This window comes from Desulfocurvus sp. DL1XJH-121 (genome assembly GCF_054819825.1).
In genome coordinates this window covers 302,132-327,428 of the sequence record NZ_JBTVWW010000001.1, presented here as the reverse complement: position 1 = coordinate 327,428, position 25,297 = coordinate 302,132, and the positions used below count along the sequence as shown (strand labels likewise).

Here is a 25,297-nt window from a genome sequence, read left to right as displayed (position 1 = left end):
CCAGCCGTACCCCAACCAAGGGCGGCATGACCACGCTCATTTCATGGCCTACTGTCAGGTGATAACCATCTCAGCACTGCTAATGCTTATGGGGAGGCGTGCCCATCGTCGATAAAATGCGCCAAAGATTAGGTGTGATGCCCCTGTCAACATTACGCCAGCCACTGTCGTGGTCGGTTCAGACCGAAAATCCCTTGCCTTTGGGGCCGCAGGACTTACCTTCTTCGGGTTGTCTTTTTTCCCCTGCCGCGCCCTGGACCGTGGGCGCAGGAGCGCATCACAGACCAACGGGAGAATCGGAGTGACGGAACATGTTTCGCAAATACATCGTGTTGATGACCTTATGGATGCTGGCCATGACCGCCGTTGCTGAGGCCGCGCCCGGCGCATCCGCGCCCGCGGGCCCGGTGCTGACCAAGCTGGAGAACGGGCTCACCGTGCTGGTGCAGCCCGACGACCGCTTCCCGGTGGTGGCGCTGCGGCTCTACGTGCGCGCCGGGGCGGCCTACGAGACCCCGAAGCAGGCGGGCATCAGCCATCTCTTGGAGCACATGGTCTTCAAGGGCACGGGCCGCCGGGCCCCGGGCGAGGTGGCCAAGACCATCGAGGGCGCGGGGGGCTATCTCAACGCGGCCACGAGCTTCGACTACACCGTGTACACCATCGACCTGCCCGCCGAGCGCTGGACCCTGGGCCTGGCCGTGCTCCAGGACATGATCTTCAACACCGCCCTGGACCCCCAGGAGCTGGAGCGGGAGAAGAAGGTCGTGCTGGCCGAGCTGGAGCGCGGGGAGGACAACCCCTCGGCCCGCCGCTTCAAGACCATGCAGCCGCTGATCTGGAAGGGCACGCCCTACGAGCGGCCCGTCATCGGCTACCGCGAGACCGTGCAGGGCTTCACCCGCGACGACATCCTGGCCTACATCCACGAGTTCTATCAGCCCCAGTCCATGCTGGCCGTGGTGGTGGGCAAGGTGGACCCGGACCAGGCCGTGGCCCAGGTGAAGGAGTATTTCGGGGACCTCAAGAACCACGGCCAGGTCACGCCCCGGCCCGCGCTGCCCGTGCCGGGCTTCGACGCGCCGCGAGTGCACGTGGAGGCCGGCCCCTGGAACAAGGCCTACGTGGCCGCCGCCTTCCCCCTGCCGGGCCTGCATTCAGCCGAGGTCCCGGGCCTGGACCTCCTGGCGCACCTTCTGGGCGGGGACGACACCTCGCTCCTCTACCGCAAGTTCAAGTACGACCTGGGGCTGGTGGACGACATCTCGTCCTACGCCATGACCCTGGACCAGGTGGGCGTGCTCTACATCAGCGCCACCCTGGACGGGGACAAGCTGCCCGAGTTCTGGAAGGCCCTGAACGGCGAGCTGGCCGCGTTCGACGCCGCGAAGTTCACGGACCAGGAGCTGTTCCGCGCACGGCTGAACCTGGAGGACTCGCTGCGGTCCTCCAAGGAGACCATCGGCGGCCTGGCCTCCAAGGTCGGGTATTTCCAGTTCTTCGAGAACGGCATGCAGGCCGAGGACAACTACCTCTACGCCCTGGGCGCTGTGGATCGCGATGAGCTCAACTCCCTGGCCCGCGCCTATCTCTCGGCCGACGCCCTGGCCGTGAGCGCCCTGGTGCCCGAGGGCGGCGACGCGGGGGGCCTGGAAAAGACGCTCGCGAGCGGCGTGCGCGAGGCCTGGGGTCCGTCCGGGGCCAAGACCGGCGCGGGCCTGGCCGCCGGGGCGCGCGGCAAGGCCGAGACCGTGGACCTGGGCGGCGGGCACACCCTGGTGCTCCTGCCCGACGGGACCCTGCCCTACACCTCCATGACCATGGCCTTCACGGGCGGCGATTCCCTGCTCTTCCCGGACGAGCAGGGCCTGGCCGAGCTCACGGCCCGCTCCCTGACGCGCGGGTCCGGGAACCTGGGCGCAACCCAGTACGAGGACTATCTCTCCGACCGGGCCGCCTCCCTGTCCGCCTCGGCCAGCCGCGACATGTTCGTGGTGGGCGCGCGTTATCCCTCGCGCTTCTCAGGGGACCTGCTGTCCCTGTTCAAGACCACGCTCAAGGCCCCGGTTTTCGCCCCGGGCGAGGTGCAGCGGGCCAAGGACGAGCTGGCCGCCTCCATCCATAGCCGCGAGGACCAGCCCACGGGCCTGGCATTCCGGCATCTCTTCCCCATGCTCTATGCCGACGGCGGGTATTCCTACCTGCACATGGGCCGCGTGGAGGACGTCACGTCCTTCACCCCGGAGCAGGTCCGCGAATTCTGGGAGCGCCAGATCCGCCAGCCCTGGGTCCTGGCCGTGTGCGGCGACTTCGACCGCGAGGCCGTGACCGCCCTGGCCGGGGAGCTGGCCGCCGGGCAGCCCGCCGAGCCCTTCAGCTTCGCCAGGCCGTCCTGGGGCGAGGAGTTCGTGAAGAACCTCCAGATGCCCGACCGCAACCAGTCGCACATCGTGGTGGCCTTCCCGGTGCCCGGGTCGCGGGACGAGGATTCCGTGGGCCTGGACCTCCTGCGCCAGGCCCTGGCCGGGCAGGGCGGCAAGCTGTTCCTGGAGATGCGCGACAAAGAGGGCCTGGGCTACACCGTGACGGCCTTCCTTTGGCAGGCCCCGGAGACCGGGTTCCTGGCCTTCTACATCGGCACCTATCCGGACAAGACGGAGCAGGCCATCGCGGGCTTCAAGAAGGCCGTGGCCGACCTGCACGCCGAGCCCCTGTCCGAGGAGGCCGTGGACCGGGCCAAGAACCTGGTGGAGGGCGACTACTACCGCGACCACCAGAGCCTGTCCTCGCGTTCCGGCGAGGCCGCCGGGCTGTTGGTGCGCGGCTTCGATCTGGACCGCAACCGCGAGGACATCGAGCGGGCCAAGGCCCTCACGGCGGGGGACCTGCAGGCCCTGGCCGCCAGGTATCTGGTCTGGGACAAGGCCTACACCCTCACCGTGACCCCCTAGCCCGGTTTGGGGCGGCGACGAAAAGCGAGGCCCCCGCGCGCAGGCGCGGGGGCTTTTTTGTGGAGTGGGAGAGACGGCGGCGCGGGCCGTTCAGGCGTTCCTGCGGCGGTTGGGCCGCACCGAGGAGAACCCGGCCAGGGAGCCGTTCATGCGTGTGTGCGGCCGCACCAGATGATACAGGACCAGGGCCGCCATGGCGCCCAGGGTGTCCATGAGCATGTCCTTCTGGGCGTCCCAGACGTCGCCCTGGCTGCCCAGGAATTCCACGCCCGCGTTGCCGCCCTTAAGCACCGCGTACCACCATTCGATGATCTCGTAGCCCGCGGCCACGGACATGATGGCGAACAGGGCGAAGAGGGTGGCCGTCACCGGGCCGCAGAAGCGCCTGCGCAGCAGAAATTCGGCCAGGGGGAAGGCGTAGAAGCCCACGGAGAAATGGCCCACGCGGTCGAACTGGTTGCGCTCGAATCCGAACAGGTCGCTGAACCAGGCGAAAGGCACGTGGGCGAAGGTGTAGTGCCCGCCCATGGTGTGCCAGAACAGCCACACGGCCATGAGGACGTAGGACAGGTTGGAGAAGCGGAACTTGCGCCAGGTCAGCGCCAGCAGCGCGGCCACGGCGGCCACGGGGATGTTCTCGGCCCACCACACGGCGCGGTCCGCCGGGGCCACGGCCAGCACGGCCCAATAGACGAGGAACAGCGCGCCCAGGGCGTGGGGCAGGTGTTGGGACAGGATTTCCGGGGAAAAGCGTTTCATACCCGCCCATGGTACGGCCACCGGGGCGGTGAACGCAACCCCGGGCCCGAAGCCCCGGATTACCGGGGCTGATCCGCATCGCCCGGGGCTACAGGTAGCCCGCCAGCCCCATGCCCGAGGTCATGCTCTGGTTTTCCATGTCCATGAGGAAGACCAGGCTCATGCTCTGCAGGCTCTTGTACTGGTCCTGGTAGGCGGACATCGCCTTGTTCAGGCTCTGGTACCGGGTGTTGCCCTTGACGTTGCCCAGGAGCTCGGCCTGCTCCGCGATGGTCTCGTAGGCGGCCTTGAGGGTCTTGTCGGAATTGAGGATCTCCTCGATGGCCTCCTTGTCCGGGTGCTCGCCGTCCACCACGATGTTGCCCTCGTCGTCGGTGGTCAGCAGGAAGGACTGCGTGATGTCCACGCCCTGTTCGCCCAGGCGGTCGGTGAGGGCGTCCACGAATCCGGCCTGCAATTTCTGCAGGTCTTCGGTCATGTCCGCCACGATGTCGCCGCTGCCCGATTCCTGGACCAGGCGCGCGAGCTTGTCCGAGAGGGACGAGAGGCTCACGGAGTCGATCCACTTGTTCGAGGCCTGGGAGGCGGATTCCTTCCATTCGGTTTCCTTGGAATCCGTTTTCACGGCCAGGACGTCCAGGTTCGTATTGTATCCGATGCTTGTGATGCTCATTGCAAGGCTCCCCCGAGCCGGAAAGGATTTCCGGGTTTGCAAGTTCGGGAGAAATCCATGCAAATGGCGAGCCTAGACGGAATCTCTCGGACGGGTGGGCGCGAATCCGGGGGGCGGGGCCGGAAGCCAGCCCAGGTGCAGCACGGCCCACAGGCCCACGAGGATGGCCTCGGCCGCGTCGTGGCGCAGGGAGGTGGGCCTGGGGGCCCCGGACCAGGCGATGACACGCCGGGCCGCGCCGTCCGCGAAATGCTTGGCGCGCGCGCCCGAGGTCTGCTCCCGGGGCGGGAGCAGGGCCTCGCGCCAGGCCCCGGCGTGGATGGCCAGCACGGTGAGGCCGCGCCGCTCGCCTTCGCGGGCCCAGATGTCGGCCAAGTCCCCGCCGCCTTCCAGCACCAGGGCCTCCAGTTGGGGCAGGCCGTGCAGCACCCCATGGGCCGCGCGCTTCAGGCGCGCGGGGGAGCCGTAGTTCTGCGAACGGTACCAGACCAGCCGCCCGTCGCGGCCGTACAGGGCCAGGCCCGTGCGCAGGCCCAGGTCCACGGCCAGGAGGCTCATGGCGCGTGGTTCCTGTGGGCGAAAAGGGACATGGGGGGGTCCTTGCCGGGGGTTACGTATGCAGCCAGCAGCGCACGGCCCGCGAGCCCTGCTCCACAAAGGGCGGGGCCTGTTCCCGGCAGCGGGGCATGACCCGGGCGCAGCGGGGGTGGAAGGGGCAGCCCCGCGGCAGGTTCGCGAGGCCGGGCACCATGCCGGGGATCGGGGACAGCTCGTGGCCCTTGTCCCCCAGGCGGGGGATGGAGCGCATCAGGCCCTGGGTGTAGGGATGCAGGGGGTCCTTGAACAGGTCGCGCACCAGGGCGCGCTCCACGATGCGGCCCGCGTACATCACGGCCACGCGCGAGCAGGACTGGGCCACGATGCCCAGGTCGTGGGTGATGAGCATGATGGCCGCGTCCTTGTCCCGGGTCAGGCCGAGCATGAGCTCCAGGATCTGGGCCTGGATGGTCACGTCCAGGGCGGTGGTGGGCTCGTCGGCCAGTACCAGCTCCGGGTCGCAGGCCAGGGCCATGGCGATGACCACGCGCTGGCGCATGCCCCCGCTCATCTCGTGGGGGTAGCCGTCGGCGCGCTCGGCCGGGTTGGGGATGCCCACCAGGCGCAGCATCTCCACGGCGGCCTCGGCGGCCTCGGCCGGGCCCAGGCCCCGGTGCAGGCGCACGGCCTCGGCGATCTGCTCCCCGACCTTGAACACCGGGTTCAGGGAGGTCATGGGCTCCTGGAAGATCATGGAGATGCGGTTGCCGCGCACGGCGCGCATCTCGCGCTCGCTGAGGGCCAGGAGATTCCGGCCGTCGAAGAACACCTGCCCGCCCGTGATCCGCCCCGGCGGGTCGGGCACCAGGCGCAGCACGGACAGGGCCAGCATGGTCTTGCCGCAGCCCGACTCGCCCACCACGGCCAGGGTCTCGCCGCGCGCCACGTCCAGGGTCACCCCGTCCACGGCGCGGGCCTGGCCGCCGGAGCCGAAGAAGCTGGTCTCAAGGCCGCGTATGTCGAGAAGGGGCTGCACCGCGCCGTTGCCTCGCCTGGGGAATTGTGGGACAGTTATTCTGGGCCGGGGCCCATACTGTGCCGCGGCCAGGGGGGTTGTCAATGAATCGCCGGGAACTGTTGCTGCAGGTCGCCTCGTGCGGCCTGGATTGTGGACGTTGCCTGAACAATCCGGGCAGCCCTGTGGCGCGCCACGCCAGGTCTCTGCGCGCGGCCTTGGGCCGGTTCGGGGAGATGGCCCGGGGCTTCGCGGACATGGATTCCGTGTTCGCCGGATACCCGGATTTCGAGCGGGTGCTGGAGCGCCTCTGTTCCGGCGGCTGCTCGGGCTGCCGGGCGGGCAGCGGCCTGCTGCCCCAGTGCGCGGTCAGGGACTGCGTGCGCGGGCGCGGCCTGGACTTCTGCCACGAATGCCCGGAATTCCCCTGCGATGAAACGGGTCTGCCGCCCTCGCTCCTGGGCCTGTGGCGGACCAACAACCAGCGCCTGCGCGAGGTGGGTTTCACTGCCTACCTCGGCGAACTGCGGGCCAAACCAAGGTACTGAACGCTTTGAACGAAACGAGAATTGCCATAATCGGCGGCGGCCTGGCCGGGTGCGAGTGCGCTTGGGCCCTGGCCCGCCACGGCCTAAGCAGCGTGGTCTTCGAGATGAAGCCCGGGCGGTTTTCCCCGGCGCACGTCAGCGAGGGGCTGGGGGAGCTGGTCTGCTCCAACTCCCTGCGCTCCGACGAGCCGGAAACGGCCGTGGGCCAGCTCAAGCGCGAGATGCGCGCGGCCGGGAGCCTGGTTATGGAGGCGGCCGAGGCCACGCGCGTGCCCGCGGGCAAGGCCTTGGCCGTGGACCGGGACCGGTTCTCCGCCCACATCACCGCCGCCCTGGAGGGCAGCGGCCATATCCAGGTGGAGCGGCGCGAGATCGCCTCCCTGGACGACCCGGCCCTGGCCGGGTTCGAGGCCGTGGTGGTGGCGGCCGGGCCCCTGGCCACGGACGAGCTGGCCGCGGACCTGGCCCGGGCCGTGGGCGACGAACGTCTGTATTTCTACGACGCCATCGCGCCCATCGTGGCCGCGGACTCCGTGGATATGGACGTCTGCTTCTGGGCCTCGCGCTACAAGCCCGAGGAAAAGGACTACCTCAACTGCCCCATGACCGAGGCGCAGTACCAGGCCTTTTTCCAGGCCCTCATGGCGGCGGACAAGGTCCGGCCCCACGGGTTCGAGACCGAGATCCACTTCGAGGGCTGCCTGCCCATCGAGGCCATGGCCGAGCGCGGGGAGAAGACCCTGACCTTCGGGCCGCTGAAGCCCGTGGGCCTGGAAGACCCGCGTACCGGGAAGATGGCCCACGCCGTGGTCCAGCTCAGGCCCGAGAACCGCGAGAAGACGCGCCTGAACATGGTGGGCTTCCAGACCAAGCTGACCTACCCCGAGCAGGAGCGGGTCTTTCGCCTGATTCCGGGCCTGGAGCACGCCGAGTTCGAGCGCCTGGGCAGCATCCACCGCAACACCTACGTGGACGCGCCCCGGGTGCTCACGCCCGAACTGGAGCTCAGGGCCCGGCCCGGGGTCTACCTGGCCGGGCAAATCACCGGGGTGGAGGGCTATGTGGAGAGCGCGGCCTGCGGGCTGTGGCTGGGGCTGCACCTGGCCGGCCGGCTCACGGGCCGCCCCGTGCCCCTGCCGCCCGAGGAGACTGCCCTGGGCGCGCTGCTGTCGCACCTGCGCACCGAGGCCAAGGATTTTCAGCCGTCCAACGTCCAGTTCGGCCTGATGCCGCCCCTGAACGTCCGCGCCGGCAAGCGCAGGCGCAAGGAATTGTATGCTGAGCGCGCCGAGGCGGCCTGGGGCCGCTGGCTGGCGGAGCGGGGCGAGGCCCTGGCGGCCGTCTGAGCGCGCATACCGTCAACGCGGGAGGAGCCATGGAAGACCGCATCATCGCATTGGAAGAGACCGTGGCCCTGCAGGGCAAGACCATCGACGACCTGTCCGACGTCATCGCCGAGCAGCAGCGCCAGATCGACAAGAACGAGCGCATGCTGCGGGCCGTGGCCACCAAGTTGAGCTCCTTTGCGGAGACCGGGTCGACCCTGGATCAGCCGCCGGACGAGGCCCCGCCGCACTATTAGCGGCTGTCCATAAACGCACGTCTGCTGCGTTGCTGCGGAAAATGCAAACCCTCGCGTACGGGGAGTACGCGTCGGTCTTGCATTTCCCTTGCGCCTTGCATCCGCACATTTCTGAACAGCCGCACGAGGCTGCAGGGTGCGGGGTCGGGAAGGGCGCCTAGATTTGGTCTAGGGCTTCGGAGGAGAAGCCGAGGAGCCGGGCCGCTCGCCCGGCCTCGGGGTCCTGGGGCAGGAGCGTCCAGGCGCGGTTCTGCACGGCCCACCAGTCCAGGTCCGGGCAGAGGTCCCTGGCGCGGGCGATCATGGCTTCCAGGGCGTCCCAGTCCGGCGTGGGCGCGGCCAGGATGTCCAGGGCCCGGGCCGCGACGCGCGCGGCGAGCCCGGCGCAGGCCCCGTGGGCGGCGGCGTGCCGCCTGAGAAAGGCCTCCAGCAGTTCCCCGTGGGCCTGGCCGCTGATCCACATCCAGGCCAGGGCCGGGCCGAATCGGGCCCAGCGCTCCGCCTGGTTCTGGTCCTCCTGGGCCTGGGCGCGATCCAGGAACAGGTCCGCGCCCGTCTGCATGGCCAGGAGGTCCCGTTCCCAGGCCTCGGCCTCGGCCGCTTCGGCCCAGGCCAGGGCCACGGCCTGGCGCTTGCCCCAGGCCAGGTCCTCCGCGTCCAGCCAGTCCCCGTCCCCGTCGCAACGGAATTTCCCGCCCAGCACGCTGGTGCCCGAGGCGGGCTTCCACTGGAAGTCCGTTTGGGCGCCCGCCGGGTGCGCGGCGTCGCGGATAACGGCCTTGCCCGTGGCCGTGTGCCCCTCGTCCGGAGGGCCGAATTCCAGGTCCACGGACACCCCGGGCCAGGCCACGGAGGCGGGGTCGCTCTGGAGCTTGCCCCGGTTGCGGGCCCAAACCATGAGCAGGGCCTGGGCCGTGAGGCTGGCCCGGGTCTCGCGCCGGGCCAGGACCTGGGCGCGGAACAGCTCGTCCCCGGCCAGGCCGCCGGGGTTGCGGCGCGTGGCGTTGGAGCGGGCCCCGGCCAGATCGCGGGCGAAGCGCTCCTGCAGGGGAGGCGCGCCCGTCTCCACGGCCAGGTCCATGGCCCGCAGGGCGTTGGCCATGGCGTTCAGGGGCTCGATGCGGTCCAGGTCGTCGAAGAACCAGGCGCAGGAGGCGAAGGAGGCCTGCCCCAGGCGCTGCATCTCCAACAGCGCCCGGGCCGTGTCCCGGGCGGTTTCGTCCAGCCCGGGCTTGAATTCCCGGGCCTCGAATTCCTCGCGCGGGGTCCCGGCCAGGACCGCGCCGTAGGCCGTCAGCGCGGCCTCGGGGTCCCGGAACAGGGCCGGAGCCGCCTCGTCCCAGTGCGCGTCCAGGGCGTCCTTCACTGTGCGCAGGGCCGTGCGCAGGGGCGCGCGCCAGGCCTGGTTCCAGCCCGGGCGGCCCTCGGTGCAGCAGCCGCAGTCCGCTCGCCAGCGCTCCACCCCGTGCACGCAGCTCCAGGAGGAGTTCTCATGTACGCGCACCCGCCATTGGGGCGGGTCCGCCGCCAAGTGCGCCGCGTAGTTGGTCAGGGCGAGGTCCGGGTCGCGCCGGGCCTGGTCCAGCACGTAGGCCAGGGCCATTTCGCCGAATTTGAAGTGGTGGCCGTAGGTCTCGCCGTCCGTGGCCAGGGACAGGAGCCCCTCGCCCAGGGCCGAGCGCACCCGCGCCCAGAACGCGCCGCCGTCGTCGAGCAGGCGCTCGAAGGCCACGGCCTGGGACAGGCCCCCGTCGTAGAAGAACACGGCCAGGGAGCGGCCCGAGGGCAATTCCACGAGATACGGCCGCCGCGTGTCCAGGGATCCCTCGTCCACGTTCCGCCAGGCCCCGTCCGGCCCGGCCACGGCCTGGGCCTGGCGCGGGGCCAGCACGGTGTAGGCCAGGCCCGCCTCGGCCAGGACCTCCAGGGTGGCCGTGTCCACGGCGGTCTCGGCCAGCCAGATGCCGTCGGCGGCCCGGCCGTAGCGGGCCTCGAAATCCTGCAGGGCCCAGATGGTCTCCAGGCGTTTCTCGCGCCCCGTGGCCAGGGGCATGATCACGTGGTGGCGCACCTGGGCCATGGCGTTGCCGAAGCCCAGGCGTTCCCGCGAGGCGCGGTCGCCCTCCAGCACCCGGGCGTAGACCTCCGGGGCCCGGCGCTGCATCCAGGAGAGCAGGGTGGGCCCGAAGTTGAAGCTGATCCACTCGTAGGCGTTGACGATGCCGCGCACGGCCCCGGCCTCGTCCAGGAGCCGGGCGAAGCCCAGGGGCGCGTAGCTCTCGCGGCAAATGCGCTCGTTCCAGTTCAGGCCCGGGGCGGCGCTGCCCTCGGGCAGCACCTCGCCCAGCCAGGGGTCCTCGCGCGGGGGCTGGTAGAAATGGCCGTGGATGCAGAGGCTCATGGGCATGGCGGCGTCCTGGGGCTGCGGTGGCGGGCGGGATTGCCGATCATTGGCAAGTCTCGCTCCATCGGTGCGTCAAGTCAACACGCCGCAGGCCGTCCCAAACGTGCAATCTGCTTCGTTGCTGCGGACAATTCAAACCCTCGCGTACGGGGAGTACGCGTCGGTCTTGAATTGTCCTTGCGCCTCGCATCTCACACCTTTGGAACGGCCTGCGGAAGAGGTTTTCATGCTTTTCAACGCGTTGCCCAGGCGTGTCCGCTACCGTCCTCTTGACGCGCGGGGCACCATGCTGTAGCGGCTGACGGACCGGAATCCGCATCCCCCCGCGCGGCGGGCGGGGCGGTCCGCAAAACCCGAACCCCTGCCACGAGGTGCCCCATGGCCGAGGATGAACGCCAGGAATTGATGGACCTGTCCGACGAGGAACTCTTGGACGTGTTCGAAGGCGGGCTGTTCGAGCTCGTCAGCGAGGGCCAGAAGCTGCCCGAACTCATGGAGATGACCCTGGCCCTGGGCCTGCGCGCCTTCGTGCGCGACAAGCTGGCCGGGCGCGGCCGCGAGGAACTGGTGGACCTGTTCCTGGACAGCGAGGCCTGCGTGGTGGAGCTGGTGGACTACGCCGCCGAAAAGGGACTCCTGGACGACGAATAGCCGTCGGCATTTTTGCGTAAAAAAGGCCCGCTCCGGATGCGTCCGGGGCGGGCCTTTGCGTTGTCTCGGGGGCTGGCCTACTTGCCGCTTTTTCCGGCGGCCTTGGGCTTCTTGGAGGCCTTGGCGGGCTTGCTCGGGTCGGCGGCGGCCAGGGGCCAGATTTCGTCGATGTTCTCCACGGGCTTGACCTCGATGCGCCGGAGCAGGTCCTTGGGGATGTCCACGAGGTTGCGCTCGTTCTGCTTGGGGATCAGCACCCGGCGCATGTTGTGGGACACGGCGGCCAGGATCTTCTCCTTGATGCCGCCCACGGGCAGCACCCGGCCGCGCAGGGTGACCTCGCCGGTCATGCACACGTCCCCGGCCACCGGGCGCTCGGTGAGGGCCGAGACCAGGGCCGTGACCAGGGTCACGCCGGCGGACGGGCCGTCCTTGGGCGTGGCTCCGGCGGGCACGTGCACGTGGATGTCCAGCTTCTCGGTGAAGTCAGGGTCCAGGTTCAGGGCCTTGGCGCGGCTGCGCGCGAAGGACAGGGCGGCCTGGGCCGATTCCTTCATCACGTCGCCCAGCTGCCCGGTGAGGATCAGCTTGCCCTTGCCGGGCATGGTGCTGACCTCGATGTGCAGGATTTCGCCGCCGTACGGGGTCCAGGCCAGGCCCAGGGCCACGCCCGGGGTCAAATCCTTTTCCAGCTCCTCGTCGGTGTGGCGCGGCGGTCCGAGATGCTTTTCGATGAAGGGCGCGGTGACGCGGAAGGGCCCCGCCTCGCCCTGGGCCTTGCGCCGGGCCAGCTTGCGGCACAGCGATCCCACCTCGCGCTCCAGATTCCTGAGGCCCGCCTCGCGCGTGTACCCGTTGACCACCTTGGCCAGCATGATGTCCGAAAGCTGGACCTCGTCCTCCTTGAGCCCGTTTTCCTCGCACTGGCGCGGCAGGATGAAGCGCCGCGCGATCTTGACCTTCTCGTGCTCGGTGTAGCCCGGGATGCGGATGGTCTCCATGCGGTCCAAGAGCGGCGCGGGCACCGTGTCCAGGGTGTTGGCCGTGCAGATGAACATGACCTTGGAGAGGTCGAAGGGCACGTTGAGATAATGGTCCGTGAAGGACACGTTCTGCTCGGGGTCCAGGACCTCAAGGAGCGCCGAGGACGGGTCGCCCCGGAAGTCCGCGCCCAGCTTGTCCACCTCGTCGAGCATGAACACGGGGTTGCGCGTTCCCGTGAGCTTGATGCCCTGGACGATGCGCCCGGGCATGGCCCCGATGTAGGTCCTGCGGTGGCCGCGGATCTCGGCCTCGTCGCGCATGCCGCCCAGGGACATGCGGTGGAACTTGCGGCCCAGCGCCCGCGCTATGGAGCGGCCCAGGCTGGTCTTGCCCACGCCCGGAGGGCCCACGAAGCAGAGGATGGGCCCCTTCATCTTCGGATTCAGCTTGCGCACGGACAGGTATTCGAGGATCCGCTCCTTGACCTTCTCCAGGTCGTAGTGGTCCTCGTTGAGGATTTCCTCGGCCTTGAGGATGTCCAGGCGGTCGCGGGACTGCTTGCGCCAGGGCATCTCCGTGATCCAGTCCAGGTAGGTGCGGATCACCGTGGCCTCGGAGGAGTCCTGGTGCATGGAGGCCAGGCGCGACAGCTGCTTGTCCGCCTCCTTGCGCACCTCCTTGGGCGGGTTGGCCTTGTCCAGGGCCTCGCGGATGAGGTCCAGTTCCTCGTCCTCGTCCGCGCCCTCGCCCAGCTCGTGGCGGATGGCCTTCATCTGCTCGCGCAGGAAATAGTCCTTCTGGGCCCGGTCCATGCCCTCGCGGGCCACGGACTGGATGCGGGCCTGCATGGAGGCCACTTCGACCTCCTTGGCCAGCTGGGCGTTGACCAGGTCCAGGCGCTCCACCGGGTCGGTGCAGCCCAGGATGGCCTGGGCGTCGGCCACCTTCATGCGCAGGTTGGAGGCCACGAGGTCGGCCAGGCGGCCGGGCTCGTCCACGCTGGAGAGCACCCCAAGGATGTCCGGCGAGGAGATGCCGCGCAGGTTCATGATCTGCTCGCTCTGCTCCTTGGCCGCGCGCACCATGGCCTCCTGCTCGGAGGTCAGGTCCGTGACTTCGCGCTCGGGGATCACCTCCACGCGCGCCGCGTGGTAGGGGGTGTCCGAGGTGAACTCCTCCACCCGGGCCCGGGACAGGCCCTGGACCAGGATCTTCAGGCGGCCGTCGGGCATCTTCAGCATGCGCATGATCATGCACACGGTGCCCACCTGGTGCAGGTCGTCGTGCTCGGGCTCGTCCACCTTCTCGTCCTTCTGGGTCAGGATGAGGATGTAGCGGTTGCCCGACAGGGCCGCGTCCACCGCGGCCACGGATTTGTCGCGCCCCACGAACAGGGGCAGGATCATGTAGTTGAAGACCACGATGTCGCGTACCGGCAGCACCGGCATCACCTCGGGGATGTCGCGCTCGTGCGCGTCCTCGCCGGATTCGTCGGTGATGCCGCCGTCGCTGGCGTCGCCCAGCACGAGGATGGAGTCCATGGGGGTCAGGTCGTTTTTGTCGTCGCTCATGTGCGTTCCTTGCTATGGTCGTCCGGACGCCGCCGGCCTGCCCGCCTGTCCGGCGGGGCCGGGGCGTCCGGTGTCCGTATTGGTCCGTCGCGGTCCGTTTCAGGTCCCCGACTACGTCCTGATCTGAAATTCCGTGTGTTCCTTGTCGTAGTCGATCCACTTGCAGGCCACGTCCTGGACCTTGGACAGGGGCGAGCCCGCGATCAGCCTCTTCTTGAGCTCCAGCACGGCCGCCTCGTCGCCCTGGGCCAGCACTTCCACGGTGCCGTCGGCCAGGTTGCGCGCCCAGCCCTTGACGCCGAGGCTGCGGGCCTGGTCGGAAATCCAGGCCCTGAAGGCCACCATCTGGACGTTGCCGGTGACGACGCATTGCAGACTGCGAATCATGGCACTCTCCTCCCTTGGGGGTTGCGTCCGGGATCCTACCTTGCCAACAAGCCCTCGGCCTCGAAGCTGAGAAAGGCGTTCCCGGCCACGATGAGGTGGTCCAGGAGGCGTATCCCCAGGGTGTCCGCCGCCGCGACGACGCGCCGGGTCAGTTCCAGGTCGTCTCGGGACGGCCCCAGGCCGCCCCCGGGGTGGTTGTGCACCAGGATCAGGCCCGAGGCGTCGAAGGCCAGGGCCAGGGCCAGGACCTCCCTGATGTACACCGTCGCCTTGTCAACGGTGCCCTGGCTGACGCGCTCCCAGGCCAGGAGCCGGTTCTTGGCGTCCACCAGCGCGATCCAGAATTCCTCCTTGGTCATGGACCCCAGCCGGGCCATGGCCATCTGGGCCACGGCCTGGGGGTTGTCCAGGGTGCACCGCCTGCACAGCGGCGCCTCGGACAGCCGGGCCCAGGTCTCCTTCCAGAGCACCCAGAAGCTGGCCAGGGACGGGCCGAAGCCCTTGACATGGCGCAGGTCCTCGGGCCGGGCCGCGAACACCTCGCCCAGGGTGCCGAAGCGCTCCAGCAGGGCCTTGGCCAGGGGCTTGGTGTCCTGGCGGGCCAGCACGTAGCCGAGCAGCAGTTCCAGGACCTCGTAGTCCGCCAGGTCCCTGGGCGAGCGTTCCAGCCGCTTGCGCAGCCGCTGCCTGTGTCCCTGATAGTGCTTCTTACTGTCCATAATAGAACCGGATCACATCCTGGGCAAGGGGAAGTGGCGAAAATATGCAACCTATCCGCAGATAACTTGGAGTTGTATCCGCTTGCGGCCGCGCTGGCAACGCACGGGAGGGGCATATGCCCGCATAGGGGGCTTTTTCAGGCTTTTAGAAGGCTGAACAGGCCGCCCACGACCGCCTCGAAGGCCTGTTCCGGCGTCCGCTGTCCGGTCTTGACCCCGAATTCGGCCTCCAGCACCAGGTCCCAGATGCGGGCCAGGCGCGTGGGGCCCAGGCGTTTGGCCAGGCGGGTCTTGTCGTCCAGGTCCGAGCGGCGGACCCAGGCCGAGGGGGCTTCGCCCTGGGCCAGCTCCCAGAGGGTGCGGGCCTCGCGGGTGATGAGCGCCAGGAAGGCGAAGAAGATGCTGTCCGTGGAGGGCGCGAGCCGGTTGTCGAAGACCTTTTTCCAGACCTTCTCCGGGGAGCGGCCGTCCAGGATGGAGGCGATGAAGGCGAAGACGTCCATGTCCGCCTGGTGGGAGACCAGGGCGACGTGCTCGGGTTTGACCTCGCGGGTTTCCCCGCCGGCCAGCAGGATCTTGTGCAGCTCGTTGCCCGCGCCCACCGCGTCCTGGGGCAGGGCGTCGGCCAGGGCCCGGGCCGTGGCCGGGGGAATGGCCAGCTCGTGGCGGGCGGCGAAGTCCTTGATGAAGCGGCCCATGGTGGCCGGGGTCAGCCCCGGGCTGGTCCAGACCCAGCCGCGCTTTTCGGCCACGGGCCAGTATTTCTGCTTGGCCAGCACGGCCGGGGGCTTCATCTGGCCCTTCTTGTCCGGCCCGGATTCCAGGCAGAACACGGGCCAGATCTGGGCGTTGAAGCTGGACAGGGCCGAGGTCAGCTTGTCCCAGCCCTCCTTCAACAGGGCGTTGGCCCGGCGCACCACCACCAGGCGCGGGGTGCCCATGAGATCGGGGATGGTCAGGTCCTGCCAGAAGGCGTCGGAGAGGTCCTCGTCCGCCCAGTGCACGCGGCGGTCGAAGTCCCGGCCCTGGCCGTGGCGCCGCACCAGGGATTCGAGTTCCAGGCGGACGAGCTCCGGGTCCGGGCAGAGCAGAAAGGAGAATCCGGGCCTGTCTGACATGGCGCCTCGTGCCGTGATTAGTAGTTCTGGCTCAGCCTGTCGGCCAGCTTGCGGGCCGCGTGCTCGATGACGTCCTCCTCGGCCTGCTCGCGGTCCGTGAGGAAGGTCTCGCTGTGCGAGGCCGCGCCGCGCCACAGCTCGCTGCCGTCGGACTTCTTGGTGATCCAGGCCTCCATGGAGATGGATGCGCTGGACTTCAGGGTCTCGTCGTCCTCGTCGGTGATGGCCGCCGAGGTGGTGAAGGATACGACCTTCACGTGCAGGTAGGCCGCGGCCTTGTCGCGGTCCACCCAGGTGATGCCGCCGCGTCGCGAGAATTCGTCGCGCAGGCGCGAGCGCAGATCCGCCGAGACTCCGGGCTTGAGGGTGGGGTTCTCCACGCTCTTCAGGAACAGGGTGCGGTATTCCGGAGCCAGGGCCAGGGTGCCGCCGTCCTTGGACGTGATGCTGTATCCGGCGCAGGCCGAGAGGGCCAGAGCCAGGACCAGGGCCGCGAGAGCGAGGAGCCTTTTCATGCTATCCCACCACAACGTTGACGAGTTTGCCGGGGATGACGATGACCTTGCGCACCGTCTGGCCCTGGATGTGCTTGGCCACGTTGGCCTCGGCCAGGGCGGCCTGTTCCACGTCGGTCTTGGCCGCGTCCACGGCCACGGTGATCCGGCCACGGAGTTTGCCGTTGACCTGCACCACCACGGTGACCTCGTCCACGGCCAGGGCGGCCTCGTCGTGGGCCGGCCAGGAAGCCTGGGACAGAAGGGTCTCATATCCCATGCGCGACCACAACTCCTCGCAGATGTGCGGGGCCACGGGCGAGAGCACCGTGAGGGTCGAGCTGATGGCCGAGGACAGCACGCGGCGGCCGTCCTCGGTCCCGGCCAGGGCGTCCTTGGCCAGGTACATGGCGTTGACCAACTCCATGACCGCGGCGATGGCCGTGTTGAACTGGAAGTTGGAGGAGATGTCGTGGAGCACCTTCTTGACGGTGGCGTGCTCCTTGCGCCGGAGATCCTTGGCCTCCTCGGACAGGGACACCCCGTCCATGGCCGCGCAGGGGCCCACGGGCGAGAGCGCGGGCTCGAGCTCCTCCACCAGCCGCCAGAGGCGGTTCAGGAAGCGGGAGGCCCCCTCCACGCCCTGGTCGCTCCATTCCAGGTCCTTTTCCGGCGGGGCCGCGAACAGGCAGAACAGGCGGGTGGTGTCCGCGCCGTAGCGGCGGATCATCTCGTCGGGGTCCACCACGTTGCCCTTGGACTTGGACATCTTGGCCCCGTCCATGAGCACCATGCCCTGGGTCAAGAGGTTCGCGAAGGGCTCGTCCAGGTCCACGTAGCCCAGGTCGCGCAGGGCCTTGACGTAGAACCGCGAGTAGAGGAGGTGCAGGATGGCGTGCTCGATGCCGCCGATGTACTGGTCCACGTTCAGCCAGTACTTGACGTCCTCGGGGTTCAGGCCGTGCTCCTCGTCGCGGGCGCAGGCGTAGCGCAGGAAATACCAGGAGGACTCCATGAAGGTGTCCATGGTGTCGGTCTCGCGCCGGGCCGGGCCGCCGCATTTGGGGCAGGTGGCGGCCAGGAAGCTCTCGGTCTCGGGCAGGGGGCTCTTGCCGTCCTCGCGGGTGCGCACGTCCAGGGGCAGGCGCACGGGCAGGTCGGACTCGGCCACGGGCTGCATGCCGCATTTCTCGCAGTAGACCACGGGAATGGGCGCGCCCCAGTAGCGCTGGCGCGAGACGTTCCAGTCGCGCAGGCGGTAGTTCACGGTCTTCTTGCCCAGGTTCTGCTCGGCCAGGTGGTCGGTGACGGCCTCCTTGGCGGCCTCGTTGTCCATGCCGTCGAAGGTCCCGGAGTTCACCAGCACGCCCGGGGCGGTGTAGGCCTCGGTCATGGTGGCCGGGGCCAGGGTCTCGCCCTTGGGCTGGATGACCACGGTCATGGGCAGGTCGTACTTTTTGGCGAATTCGAAATCGCGCTGGTCGTGGGCCGGGACAGCCATGACCGCGCCCGTGCCGTAGCCCATGAGCACGAAGTTGGCCACGTAGATGGGCATGCGCAGGCCGGTCACCGGGTTCACGCACCAAGCGCCCGTGAACACGCCCTCCTTTTCCAGGTCCTCGGCCCCGCGCACGATGCGGTCCATGTTGCGGACCTTGGCCACGAAGGCCTGGACCTCCTCGACCCGCGCGGGGTCGTCGCAGGCGGCCATGAGCTTCTCCACCAGGGGATGCTCGGCGGCCAGGCTCATGAAGGTGGCCCCGTACAGGGTGTCGGGCCTGGTGGTGAACACGGCCACGTTCTCGTCCAGACCGTCGACGGAGAATTCCAGCTCCGAGCCGTAGCTGCGGCCGATCCAGTTGCGCTGCATGGTCAGCACGCGTTCGGGCCAGCCGGGCATGTTGTCCAGGTTGTCCAGGAGCTCGTCGGCGTAGTCGGTGATGCGCAGGAACCACTGCTCCAGCTCGCGCTGCTCCACCACGGAGTCGCAACGCCAGCACAGGCCTTCCTCCACCTGCTCGTTGGCCAGCACGGTGTGGCAGCTGGGGCACCAGTTCACCGGGGACTTCTTGCGGTAGACCAAGCCCTTTTCCATGAGCTTGAGGAAGAAGAGCTGCTCCCAGCGGTAGTAGTCCGGGTGGCAGGTGGCGATCTCGCGTTCCCAGTCGTAGGAATAGCCCAGGCGCTTCAGCTGGACGCGCATGGTGTCGATGTTTTCGTAGGTCCACTTGGCCGGGTGGGTGTCGTGCTTGATGGCCGCGTTCTCGGCGGGCAGGCCGAAGGCGTCCCAGCCCATGGGGTGCAGCACGTTGAAGCCGCGCATGCGCTGGAAGCGGGCCACCACGTCGCCGATGGAGTAGTTGCGCACGTGGCCCATGTGGATGCGCCCGGAGGGGTAGGGGAACATCTCCAGGACGTAATATTTTTTCCTGTCCGGATCGGGCGAGACCTGGAAGATGTTCTTCTGGTCCCAGACCTGTTGCCATTTGGTCTCAATAGATTCCGGTACGTATCCAGGTTGTGACATATCTGTTCCCTTTACAGGCTTTTGAACAGTGCGGGAAGGACCTTGGCCAGCGTGCGGCGCACGGGCTTGTTCCTCAGTTCCTCGATGCGCCGGGCCTCGATCCCGTGGATGTCCAGGCGCTCGTTGAAGCGGACGTGGGTGAACGCCTTTTCCCAGGTCCGGACCACCTCGGCCGTGGCCTCGCGGCCCTCGTCGCCGATGCGCAGGTAGACCGAGGCCACCTTGCGGTAGCAGGGCCAGAAGGCCATGCCCCAATCCGCCAGGGCCTTGGCCGTGGGCGCGCCCAAGGCTTCGGCCAGGCTCTGGGTGTCCAGCCACCAGCGCCGCCAGCCCAGGTCCGCGATGGTCGCCGCCATCGTGTCGGCCCAGGCCCGCGGATCCCGGCCCGCCGCTTCCCAGCGCAACTCGACGCCGCTGGCCCGTTTGTCGGACCAGGCCCGGATGGTGGGCGGCCCGGCCAGGCCGTGGCGTCGCAGGTAGACCCTGGGGGCCCGTTGCGGGCACTGGGAAGCGTCCTTAATGAACCCCAAGTTCACCATTTTCTATGGCTTTCGCCACGGCGTCCAGGATGCCGTTGACGAAGTTTTTCGAGTTGTCGTCGCCGAAGCGCTTGGCCAGCTCCACGGCTTCGTTGATGGTCACCTTGAGAGGCACGTCGTCCAGGTGCAGCATCTCGAACAGCGCCAGCCTGAGGATGGTCAGTTCCACCTTGGCGATGCGCTGGATCTTCCAGTGCTGGGAGAAACGGGTGATGGTCGCGTCGATGTCGTCCATGCCGCTCCAGGTCCCGGAAACCAGTTTCCAGGCGAATTCCTCGCGGCTGGGGCAGGGCTCGGCGGCCTCCTCCTCCTCGCTGCGGCGCGGGGCCAGTTCAAAGGCCCGGCGCAACTCTTCCATGCTGTCCGCGGGAACGAAGCCCAGGCCGTAGAGCACCTCGAAGGCGCGTCTGCGGCCCGTGCGGCGGCCCCCCTTCTTCTGCTGGGTCATAATCTTAGATCTGCTCCATGACCCGGACCATCTCCAGGGCGGCCGAGGCGGCTTCCACGCCCTTGTTTCCGGCTTTCGAGCCGGCGCGCTCGATGGCCTGCTCCAGGGTGTCCGTGGTCAGGAGCCCGAAGCCGATGGGCACGCCCGTGTCCAGCATGGCCTGGGCGATGCCCTTGGCGGACTCGCTGGACACGAAGTCGAAGTGCGGGGTGGCCCCGCGGATCACCGCGCCCAGGCAGATGACCGCGTCGTACTTGCCGCCGGCGGCTAGCTTGCGGGCGGCCAGCGGCATCTCGAAGGCACCGGGGATGCGCACCAGCGTCAGGTTCTCCTTGGCCGCGCCGTTGCGGCATAGGTAGTCCACGGCACCGCCCACCAGGCGGTCCACGATGAAATCGTTGAAGCGGCAGGCCACGATGGCGATGGACAGGCCCTGCGCGTCGTATTTTCCTTCGATGGTCTTAACTTGGGTCATGTTCGTCTCCCGTGGAAAGGCTTGTGCTTTGCGCGGCGGGCCGCGTTACTTCTCCAGCTTCAGGATGTGCCCGAGCTTGTTCTTCTTGGTCTCCAGGTAGTGGTAGTTCCACTCGCAGGACTTCATCTCGATGGGCACGCGTTCCACGATTTCCAGGCCGTAGCCCTCGAGGCCCACCATCTTCTTGGGGTTGTTGGTCATCAGCCGCATCTTGCGCACGCCCAGCGACACCAGGATCTGGGCCCCGATGCCGTAGTCTCGCATGTCGGCCTTGAACCCCAGACGCTGGTTGGCCTCCACCGTGTCCAGGCCCTCGTCCTGCAGGGCGTAGGCGCGGATCTTGTTGCACAGGCCGATGCCTCGGCCCTCCTGGCGCATGTACAGGAGCACGCCCTCGCCTTCCTCGGCGATCATGTTCATGGCCGTCTGCAGCTGGCCGCCGCAGTCGCAACGCATGCTGCCCAGAACGTCGCCGGTGAGGCATTCGCTGTGCACGCGCACCAGGGTGGGCTTGTCCGGGGAAATCTCGCCCTTGACCAGGGCCAGATGCTCCTTCCTGTCCACATCGGAGTAGTAGGCGATGGCCTTGAAGGTGCCGCCGAAGCAGGTGGGCAGGCTGGCCTCGGCCACGCGGTCCACGGCCAGGTTGCCGAACTTCATGCGGTATTCGATGAGGTCGCGGATGGTGGCGATCTTGAGATTGTGCTTGTTGGCGAATTCGACGAGGTCGGGCATGCGGGCCATGTTCCCGTCCTCGCGCATGACCTCGCAGATCACGCCGGCGGGCTTGAGCCCCGCCAGGTGCGCCAGATCCACGCTGCCCTCGGTCTGGCCCGTGCGCGCGAGCACGCCGCCGGGGTTGGCCTTGAGCGGGAAGATGTGGCCCGGGGTCACGATGTCCTCGGGGCGTACGTCGTCCTTGATGGCCGTGAGGATGGTCGTGGAGCGGTCGTAGGCCGAGATGCCCGTGGTCACGCCGTGGCGCGCCTCGATGGACACGGTGAACGGCGTTCCGAACCCGGACTCGTTCTTGGTGGTCATCATGGGCAGGCCCAGGCGCTCCACCAGGGGCGGGGCCATGGACAGGCAGATCAATCCGCGGCCGTGGGTGGCCATGAAGTTGATGACCTCGGGGGTGGCGAATTCCGCGGCGATGGTCAGGTCGCCCTCGTTCTCGCGGTCCTCGTCGTCCACCAGGATGATCATGCGCCCTTGGCGTATTTCCTCAATGGCCTCTTCGGCCGAGATGATGGGCGTACTCACTTCTACCTCTTTTATGATTGCTGGCTTTGGGCTTTCCGATGTGTGCTAGAAGCCGTTTTTGCGGAGAAATTCTTCGGTGATGTCGCTGGCGGGCGTTTCGCCGGACCCGGCCCAAGGGGAAACCATACGCTGCACGTACTTGCCGATCAAGTCCGTCTCCATGTTCACCTTGCGCCCCGGGGCCCAGTCCCGGATAGTGGTGGCCCGCTGGGTCTCGGGGATGATGTTCACCGAGAGCCGGTCCGGGCCGCAGTCGTTCACCGTCAGGCTGATGCCGTCCAGGGCCACGGAGCCCTTTTCGATGACCTGCGGGCCGTAGGCCGCGGGGAAGCGCAGCTCGAAGCGCTTTGACTCGCCCGCCGGGGACACGCCGGTGACCTCGGCCACGCAGTCCACGTGCCCGGAAACCAGGTGCCCGCCCAGGCGGTCGCCCAGGGCCAGGGCCCGCTCCAGGTTCACGACGGAGCCCGTGCGCAGGCCGCCCAGGCTTGTGCGGCCCATGGTCTCGGCGCTGGCGTAGGCCGCGAACCAGTCCGGGCCGGAACTCTCCACCGTGAGGCAGGCCCCATTCACGGCGATGCTCTCGCCGTGCACGAAGGGCGCGAGTTCCGGGGCCGCGATGCGCAGCCGCGTCTCATGCCCCCTGTTTTCCAGGGCCAGCACCGCGCCGGTGCATTCGATGAGTCCCGTGAACATCGCTAGTCCTCACGGGCCGGGCGCAGGGTCAGCAGGGTGTCCTCCCCGCTCATGCGCACGTCGGCCAGGCGCAGGCCCAGGGCCTGGTCCATGGTCTCGGGGGCGCGCCCCGAAAACAGGGGCGCGGCCTGTTCGTCGCCCAGTATTTTCGGGGCCACGTACAGCTGAAACTCGTCCATAAGCCCGCTTTCCACGAAGCGCAAGGCAAGGTTTCCGCCCCCCTCGCAAAGGGCGTGCCACACGCCGCACTCCGTGCGCAGCCGGGCCAGGCCCTCGGCCAGGTCCAGGCCGCCTCCGCGCGCTCCGGGCAGGGCCCAGACGCGCACGCCGCGCTTTTCCAGGGCCCGGGCCGCGTCCGAGGCGGCGGCCTCCCGGGTGGTCCAGAAGATGGTCTCCGTGGGCCTCTCGCGCAGCAGGAAAAAATCGGCCCTGGCCTCGGGCAGGTTTCCGGTGACCACCACGGCCAGGGGGTCGGCGCCCTTGACGTCGTCGCGGCGCACGTTCAGGCGCGGGTCGTCGGCCCGGAAGGTGCCCCCGCCCACGATGACAGCGCCGCACAGGGCCCTGAGGGCGTGGACCTCGGCCCGGGACTCGGGGCAGGTGATCCACTTGGAATGGCCGCTGCGCGTGGCGATGCGCCCGTCCAGGGTGGAGGCCAGCTTGAGGTACACGTAGGGCCTGTCCGTGGCCTGCCAGGCCAGGAAGTCCGCGATGAGGTCCCGGCAGAGGCCCTCTTCCACGCCCGTGTGCACCGCCACCCCGCGCTCGGCCAGCCAGGCCGCGCCGCCGCCCGCCTGGGGCGTGGGGTCCATGGCCCCGACGTAGACCTCGCGCACCCCGGCCTTGTACACGGCCTTGGAGCAGGGCGGGGTCTTGCCCTGGTGGTTGCAGGGCTCCAGCGTCACGAACAGGGCGCAGTCCCCCGGGTCCACACCGCGCTCGCGGGCGTTGGCCAGGCAGTTGACCTCGGCGTGGGGCCCGCCGTAGCGCTCGTGCCAGCCTTCGGCCACCACCAGCCCGTCGCGCACCAGCACCGCGCCCACGCAGGGGTTCGGCGCGGTGGGGCCGCGCCCGCGCACGGCCAGTTCGGCGGCGTGGCGCATGAAGCGGGAGCGGGCGCTAGGGCTGATAGTCGAGCTTGGCAAAGTTCACTCCCGACTCGTCCATCATCCGCTCGGCGAGTTCGTCCGGGTAGGCTTCGGTGAAGAACACGTTTCGCACCTGGGCGTTGATGAGCATCTTGGTGCAGATCAGGCAGGGCTGGGTGGTGCAGTAGAGGTCCGCGCCCTTGATGCTCACGCCGTGCAGGGCGGCCTGGATGATGACGTTCTGTTCGGCGTGCAGGCCGCGGCAGATCTCGTGGCGCTGGCCCGAGGGCACGCCCAGTTGCTCGCGCAGGCAGCCCACGTCCAGGCAGTGGGCCGTGTCCGAGGGCGCGCCGTTGTAGCCCGTGGCCAGGATGCGCTTGTCGCGCACCGCGATGGCCCCGACCTTGCGGCGGGTGCAGGTGGAGCGTTCGGCCACCAGGTAGGTGATGCCCATGAAGTAGTCGGGCCAGGACATGCGGGCGGGCTTGGGAGTGCTGCTCATGGTCGCTTCCACCGAGGCGGGGGGCCGCCGTGGTCTGATGTCAATGCCGCGAAGGCGGCCGGGGCCGCGGGAAACAAGGACCCCGGGGCGGGCGGGCACCGCCCCGGGGCCGGATGCAATTTACCAGGCGAACAGGGGGAAGCGGCGGGTATAGGCCGCGACCTCTTCCCTGATCTCCTTGAGCTTGGCGTCGTTGTCCAGAGCGCCCAGGGCGTCCACGATCCACTGGCCCACGCGCTCCATGTCGGCTTCCTTGAAGCCTCGGGTGGTCATGGCCGGGGAGCCCAGGCGGATGCCCGAGGTCACGAAGGGCGAACGGGTGTCGAAGGGCACGGTGTTCTTGTTGGCCGTGATGCCGGCCTTGTCCAGGCCGATCTGCGCGTCCTTGCCCGTGATGTCCTTGCTGGTCAGGTCCATCAGGATGAGATGGTTGTCCGTGCCGCCGGAGACCAGGTCGAAGCCCGCCGCCGACAGCGGCTTGGCCATGGCGCGGCAGTTGGCCACCACCTGCTTCTGGTAGGTCTTGAACTCGGGGCGCAGGGCCTCGGCGAAAGCCACGGCCTTGGCCGCGATGACGTGCATCAGGGGGCCGCCCTGCATGCCCGGGAAGATCTGGGAGTTGAGCTTCTTGCCCAGCTCGGCGTCGTCGGCCAGGATCATGCCGCCGCGCGGTCCGCGCAGGGTCTTGTGGGTGGTGGTGGTGACCACGTGGGCGTGGCCGATGGGCGAGGGATGCTCGCCCGCGGCGATGAGCCCGGCGATGTGGGCCATGTCCACCATGAGCGACGCGCCCACCTCGTCGGCGATGGCGCGGAAGCGGGCGAAGTCGATGATGCGCGGGTACACCGTGGCTCCCGCCAGGATCATCTTGGGCTTGCACTCCTTGGCGATGCGCTCCAGCTCGTCGTAGTCGATGAGCCCGGTTTCGCGGTTCACGCCGTAGGGCACGATGTTGTAGAGCTTGCCCGAGAAGTTCACGGGGCTGCCGTGGGTCAGGTGGCCGCCGTGGCAGAGGTCCATGGCCAGGACCGTGTCCCCGGGCTGGCAGATGCCGAAGTAGGCGGCCATGTTGGCCTGGGACCCGGAGTGGGGCTGCACGTTGGCGTAGGAGCAGCCGAAGAGCTGTTTGGCCCGGTCGCAGGCCAGGTCCTCGACCACGTCCACGTATTCGCAGCCGCCGTAGTAGCGCTTGCCGGAATAGCCCTCGGCGTACTTGTGGGTCAGCACGCTGCCCATGACCTGGCGCACTGCCGGGGAGGTGAAGTTCTCCGAGGCGATGAGTTCCACGTTGGCCGTCTGGCGGTCGATTTCCTGGTTCAGGGCCCGGGCGATCTCACGATCCTGAAGAAGCAGTTCTTCCATGGTG

The 25,297-nt window shown here is 68.5% G+C and carries 24 protein-coding genes; 5 read left to right on the top strand and 19 right to left on the bottom strand.

Features of this window, described 5'->3' with window-relative positions:
* Nucleotides 1-311 precede the first annotated feature (311 nt).
* The gene (locus tag ACYYG1_RS01540) at nt 312-2,951 is read left to right on the top strand and encodes a M16 family metallopeptidase (RefSeq protein WP_461208505.1); all 2,640 of its coding nucleotides are present in this window, start codon (nt 312-314) and stop codon (nt 2,949-2,951) included.
* A gap of 90 nt (nt 2,952-3,041) precedes the next feature.
* Here the strand turns inward: ACYYG1_RS01540 and ACYYG1_RS01535 are convergent, their stop codons facing one another.
* The 4 genes from ACYYG1_RS01535 to ACYYG1_RS01520 form a co-directional block, all read right to left on the bottom strand.
* Nucleotides 3,042-3,710 (bottom strand): DUF2238 domain-containing protein, encoded by a 669-nt coding sequence (locus ACYYG1_RS01535; RefSeq protein WP_461208504.1) that lies wholly within the window; start codon nt 3,708-3,710, stop codon nt 3,042-3,044.
* Nucleotides 3,711-3,798: 88 nt separating this feature from the next.
* On the bottom strand, nt 3,799-4,383 hold the full coding sequence (locus ACYYG1_RS01530; protein ID WP_461208503.1) for a hypothetical protein: 585 nt from the start codon (nt 4,381-4,383) through the stop codon (nt 3,799-3,801).
* A gap of 72 nt (nt 4,384-4,455) precedes the next feature.
* The gene (locus ACYYG1_RS01525) at nt 4,456-4,941 is read right to left on the bottom strand and encodes a hypothetical protein (protein WP_461208502.1); all 486 of its coding nucleotides are present in this window, start codon (nt 4,939-4,941) and stop codon (nt 4,456-4,458) included.
* Between the two features lie 52 nt (nt 4,942-4,993).
* Entirely contained in the window at nt 4,994-5,956 is a 963-nt protein-coding gene (locus tag ACYYG1_RS01520; protein WP_461208501.1) for an ABC transporter ATP-binding protein, read from the bottom strand.
* 83 nt (nt 5,957-6,039) lie between these two features.
* On the opposite strand from ACYYG1_RS01520, the gene ACYYG1_RS01515 reads away from it, so the two are divergent.
* The 3 genes from ACYYG1_RS01515 to ACYYG1_RS01505 are packed head-to-tail and all read left to right on the top strand — an operon-like array spanning nt 6,040 to nt 8,065.
* Nucleotides 6,040-6,483: a DUF3795 domain-containing protein gene (locus tag ACYYG1_RS01515; protein WP_461208500.1), complete on the top strand. Its 444-nt coding sequence runs from the start codon at nt 6,040-6,042 to the stop codon at nt 6,481-6,483.
* Entirely contained in the window at nt 6,480-7,829 is a 1,350-nt protein-coding gene (gene trmFO / locus ACYYG1_RS01510; protein WP_461208512.1) for a methylenetetrahydrofolate--tRNA-(uracil(54)-C(5))-methyltransferase (FADH(2)-oxidizing) TrmFO, read from the top strand. The genes ACYYG1_RS01515 and trmFO overlap by 4 nt, the downstream gene beginning before the upstream one ends.
* Nucleotides 7,830-7,858: 29 nt before the next feature.
* On the top strand, nt 7,859-8,065 hold the full coding sequence (locus ACYYG1_RS01505; RefSeq protein ID WP_461208499.1) for a SlyX family protein: 207 nt from the start codon (nt 7,859-7,861) through the stop codon (nt 8,063-8,065).
* A 157-nt stretch (nt 8,066-8,222) separates the two neighbouring features.
* Here the strand turns inward: ACYYG1_RS01505 and ACYYG1_RS01500 are convergent, their stop codons facing one another.
* Nucleotides 8,223-10,472 carry a DUF3536 domain-containing protein gene (locus tag ACYYG1_RS01500; protein ID WP_461208498.1) on the bottom strand — a complete coding sequence of 750 codons (2,250 nt, stop codon included), beginning with the start codon at nt 10,470-10,472 and terminating at the stop codon, nt 8,223-8,225.
* 375 nt (nt 10,473-10,847) lie between these two features.
* On the opposite strand from ACYYG1_RS01500, the gene ACYYG1_RS01495 reads away from it, so the two are divergent.
* Nucleotides 10,848-11,120 carry a hypothetical protein gene (locus ACYYG1_RS01495; protein WP_461208497.1) on the top strand — a complete coding sequence of 91 codons (273 nt, stop codon included), beginning with the start codon at nt 10,848-10,850 and terminating at the stop codon, nt 11,118-11,120.
* A gap of 77 nt (nt 11,121-11,197) precedes the next feature.
* On the opposite strand, the gene lon is transcribed toward ACYYG1_RS01495, so the two are convergent.
* The 14 genes from lon to glyA form a co-directional block, all read right to left on the bottom strand.
* Nucleotides 11,198-13,675, bottom strand: a complete 2,478-nt coding sequence (gene lon, locus ACYYG1_RS01490; protein WP_461208496.1) for an endopeptidase La — start codon at nt 13,673-13,675, stop codon at nt 11,198-11,200.
* Between the two features lie 111 nt (nt 13,676-13,786).
* Nucleotides 13,787-14,062: an acylphosphatase gene (locus ACYYG1_RS01485; RefSeq protein WP_461208495.1), complete on the bottom strand. Its 276-nt coding sequence runs from the start codon at nt 14,060-14,062 to the stop codon at nt 13,787-13,789.
* A gap of 35 nt (nt 14,063-14,097) precedes the next feature.
* Nucleotides 14,098-14,781 (bottom strand): JAB domain-containing protein, encoded by a 684-nt coding sequence (locus ACYYG1_RS01480; RefSeq protein ID WP_461208494.1) that lies wholly within the window; start codon nt 14,779-14,781, stop codon nt 14,098-14,100.
* Nucleotides 14,782-14,918: 137 nt separating this feature from the next.
* Nucleotides 14,919-15,899 carry a DNA polymerase III subunit delta gene (gene holA / locus ACYYG1_RS01475; protein WP_461208493.1) on the bottom strand — a complete coding sequence of 327 codons (981 nt, stop codon included), beginning with the start codon at nt 15,897-15,899 and terminating at the stop codon, nt 14,919-14,921.
* A 17-nt stretch (nt 15,900-15,916) separates the two neighbouring features.
* On the bottom strand, nt 15,917-16,414 hold the full coding sequence (gene lptE / locus ACYYG1_RS01470; RefSeq protein ID WP_461208492.1) for an LPS assembly lipoprotein LptE: 498 nt from the start codon (nt 16,412-16,414) through the stop codon (nt 15,917-15,919).
* 1 nt (nt 16,415) lies between these two features.
* Entirely contained in the window at nt 16,416-18,920 is a 2,505-nt protein-coding gene (gene leuS, locus ACYYG1_RS01465; protein WP_461208491.1) for a leucine--tRNA ligase, read from the bottom strand.
* 11 nt (nt 18,921-18,931) lie between these two features.
* The gene (locus ACYYG1_RS01460) at nt 18,932-19,450 is read right to left on the bottom strand and encodes a hypothetical protein (protein WP_461208490.1); all 519 of its coding nucleotides are present in this window, start codon (nt 19,448-19,450) and stop codon (nt 18,932-18,934) included.
* A complete protein-coding gene (nusB, locus tag ACYYG1_RS01455) occupies nt 19,437-19,910 on the bottom strand; it encodes a transcription antitermination factor NusB (protein ID WP_461208511.1) in 474 nt (157 codons plus the stop codon). Before nusB ends, ACYYG1_RS01460 begins: the two co-directional genes overlap by 14 nt.
* Before the next feature lies 1 nt (nt 19,911).
* A complete protein-coding gene (gene ribH, locus ACYYG1_RS01450) occupies nt 19,912-20,382 on the bottom strand; it encodes a 6,7-dimethyl-8-ribityllumazine synthase (protein ID WP_461208489.1) in 471 nt (156 codons plus the stop codon).
* Nucleotides 20,383-20,427: 45 nt separating this feature from the next.
* The gene (locus tag ACYYG1_RS01445; protein ID WP_461208488.1) at nt 20,428-21,645 is read right to left on the bottom strand and encodes a bifunctional 3,4-dihydroxy-2-butanone-4-phosphate synthase/GTP cyclohydrolase II; all 1,218 of its coding nucleotides are present in this window, start codon (nt 21,643-21,645) and stop codon (nt 20,428-20,430) included.
* Nucleotides 21,646-21,690: 45 nt separating this feature from the next.
* On the bottom strand, nt 21,691-22,341 hold the full coding sequence (locus ACYYG1_RS01440) for a riboflavin synthase (RefSeq protein ID WP_461208487.1): 651 nt from the start codon (nt 22,339-22,341) through the stop codon (nt 21,691-21,693).
* Nucleotides 22,342-22,343: 2 nt separating this feature from the next.
* Complete coding sequence (gene ribD / locus ACYYG1_RS01435) at nt 22,344-23,444, bottom strand: bifunctional diaminohydroxyphosphoribosylaminopyrimidine deaminase/5-amino-6-(5-phosphoribosylamino)uracil reductase RibD (RefSeq protein WP_461208510.1); 1,101 nt, start codon at nt 23,442-23,444, stop codon at nt 22,344-22,346.
* A gap of 16 nt (nt 23,445-23,460) precedes the next feature.
* Complete coding sequence (locus ACYYG1_RS01430) at nt 23,461-23,931, bottom strand: deoxycytidylate deaminase (protein ID WP_461208486.1); 471 nt, start codon at nt 23,929-23,931, stop codon at nt 23,461-23,463.
* A 120-nt stretch (nt 23,932-24,051) separates the two neighbouring features.
* Entirely contained in the window at nt 24,052-25,293 is a 1,242-nt protein-coding gene (glyA, locus tag ACYYG1_RS01425) for a serine hydroxymethyltransferase (RefSeq protein ID WP_461208485.1), read from the bottom strand.
* Between the last annotated feature and the right edge of the window lie 4 nt (nt 25,294-25,297).

What these genes read in the sequence shown, in the direction of transcription:
- ACYYG1_RS01430 (WP_461208486.1), bottom strand. Translation starts at nt 23,931, where the DNA reads ATGAGCAGCACTCCCAAGCCCGCCCGCATGTCCTGGCCCGACTACTTC.
- ACYYG1_RS01480 (WP_461208494.1), bottom strand. Translation starts at nt 14,781, where the DNA reads ATGGACAGTAAGAAGCACTATCAGGGACACAGGCAGCGGCTGCGCAAG.
- lon (WP_461208496.1), bottom strand. Translation starts at nt 13,675, where the DNA reads ATGAGCGACGACAAAAACGACCTGACCCCCATGGACTCCATCCTCGTG.
- ribD (WP_461208510.1), bottom strand. Translation starts at nt 23,444, where the DNA reads ATGCGCCACGCCGCCGAACTGGCCGTGCGCGGGCGCGGCCCCACCGCG.
- lptE (WP_461208492.1), bottom strand. Translation starts at nt 16,414, where the DNA reads ATGAAAAGGCTCCTCGCTCTCGCGGCCCTGGTCCTGGCTCTGGCCCTC.
- glyA (WP_461208485.1), bottom strand. Translation starts at nt 25,293, where the DNA reads ATGGAAGAACTGCTTCTTCAGGATCGTGAGATCGCCCGGGCCCTGAAC.
- ACYYG1_RS01440 (WP_461208487.1), bottom strand. Translation starts at nt 22,341, where the DNA reads ATGTTCACGGGACTCATCGAATGCACCGGCGCGGTGCTGGCCCTGGAA.
- ACYYG1_RS01495 (WP_461208497.1), top strand. Translation starts at nt 10,848, where the DNA reads ATGGCCGAGGATGAACGCCAGGAATTGATGGACCTGTCCGACGAGGAA.
- ACYYG1_RS01485 (WP_461208495.1), bottom strand. Translation starts at nt 14,062, where the DNA reads ATGATTCGCAGTCTGCAATGCGTCGTCACCGGCAACGTCCAGATGGTG.
- ACYYG1_RS01505 (WP_461208499.1), top strand. Translation starts at nt 7,859, where the DNA reads ATGGAAGACCGCATCATCGCATTGGAAGAGACCGTGGCCCTGCAGGGC.
- ACYYG1_RS01500 (WP_461208498.1), bottom strand. Translation starts at nt 10,472, where the DNA reads ATGCCCATGAGCCTCTGCATCCACGGCCATTTCTACCAGCCCCCGCGC.
- ribH (WP_461208489.1), bottom strand. Translation starts at nt 20,382, where the DNA reads ATGACCCAAGTTAAGACCATCGAAGGAAAATACGACGCGCAGGGCCTG.
- ACYYG1_RS01535 (WP_461208504.1), bottom strand. Translation starts at nt 3,710, where the DNA reads ATGAAACGCTTTTCCCCGGAAATCCTGTCCCAACACCTGCCCCACGCC.
- ACYYG1_RS01540 (WP_461208505.1), top strand. Translation starts at nt 312, where the DNA reads ATGTTTCGCAAATACATCGTGTTGATGACCTTATGGATGCTGGCCATG.
- ACYYG1_RS01525 (WP_461208502.1), bottom strand. Translation starts at nt 4,941, where the DNA reads ATGAGCCTCCTGGCCGTGGACCTGGGCCTGCGCACGGGCCTGGCCCTG.
- ACYYG1_RS01515 (WP_461208500.1), top strand. Translation starts at nt 6,040, where the DNA reads ATGAATCGCCGGGAACTGTTGCTGCAGGTCGCCTCGTGCGGCCTGGAT.
- ACYYG1_RS01530 (WP_461208503.1), bottom strand. Translation starts at nt 4,383, where the DNA reads ATGAGCATCACAAGCATCGGATACAATACGAACCTGGACGTCCTGGCC.
- leuS (WP_461208491.1), bottom strand. Translation starts at nt 18,920, where the DNA reads ATGTCACAACCTGGATACGTACCGGAATCTATTGAGACCAAATGGCAA.
- holA (WP_461208493.1), bottom strand. Translation starts at nt 15,899, where the DNA reads ATGTCAGACAGGCCCGGATTCTCCTTTCTGCTCTGCCCGGACCCGGAG.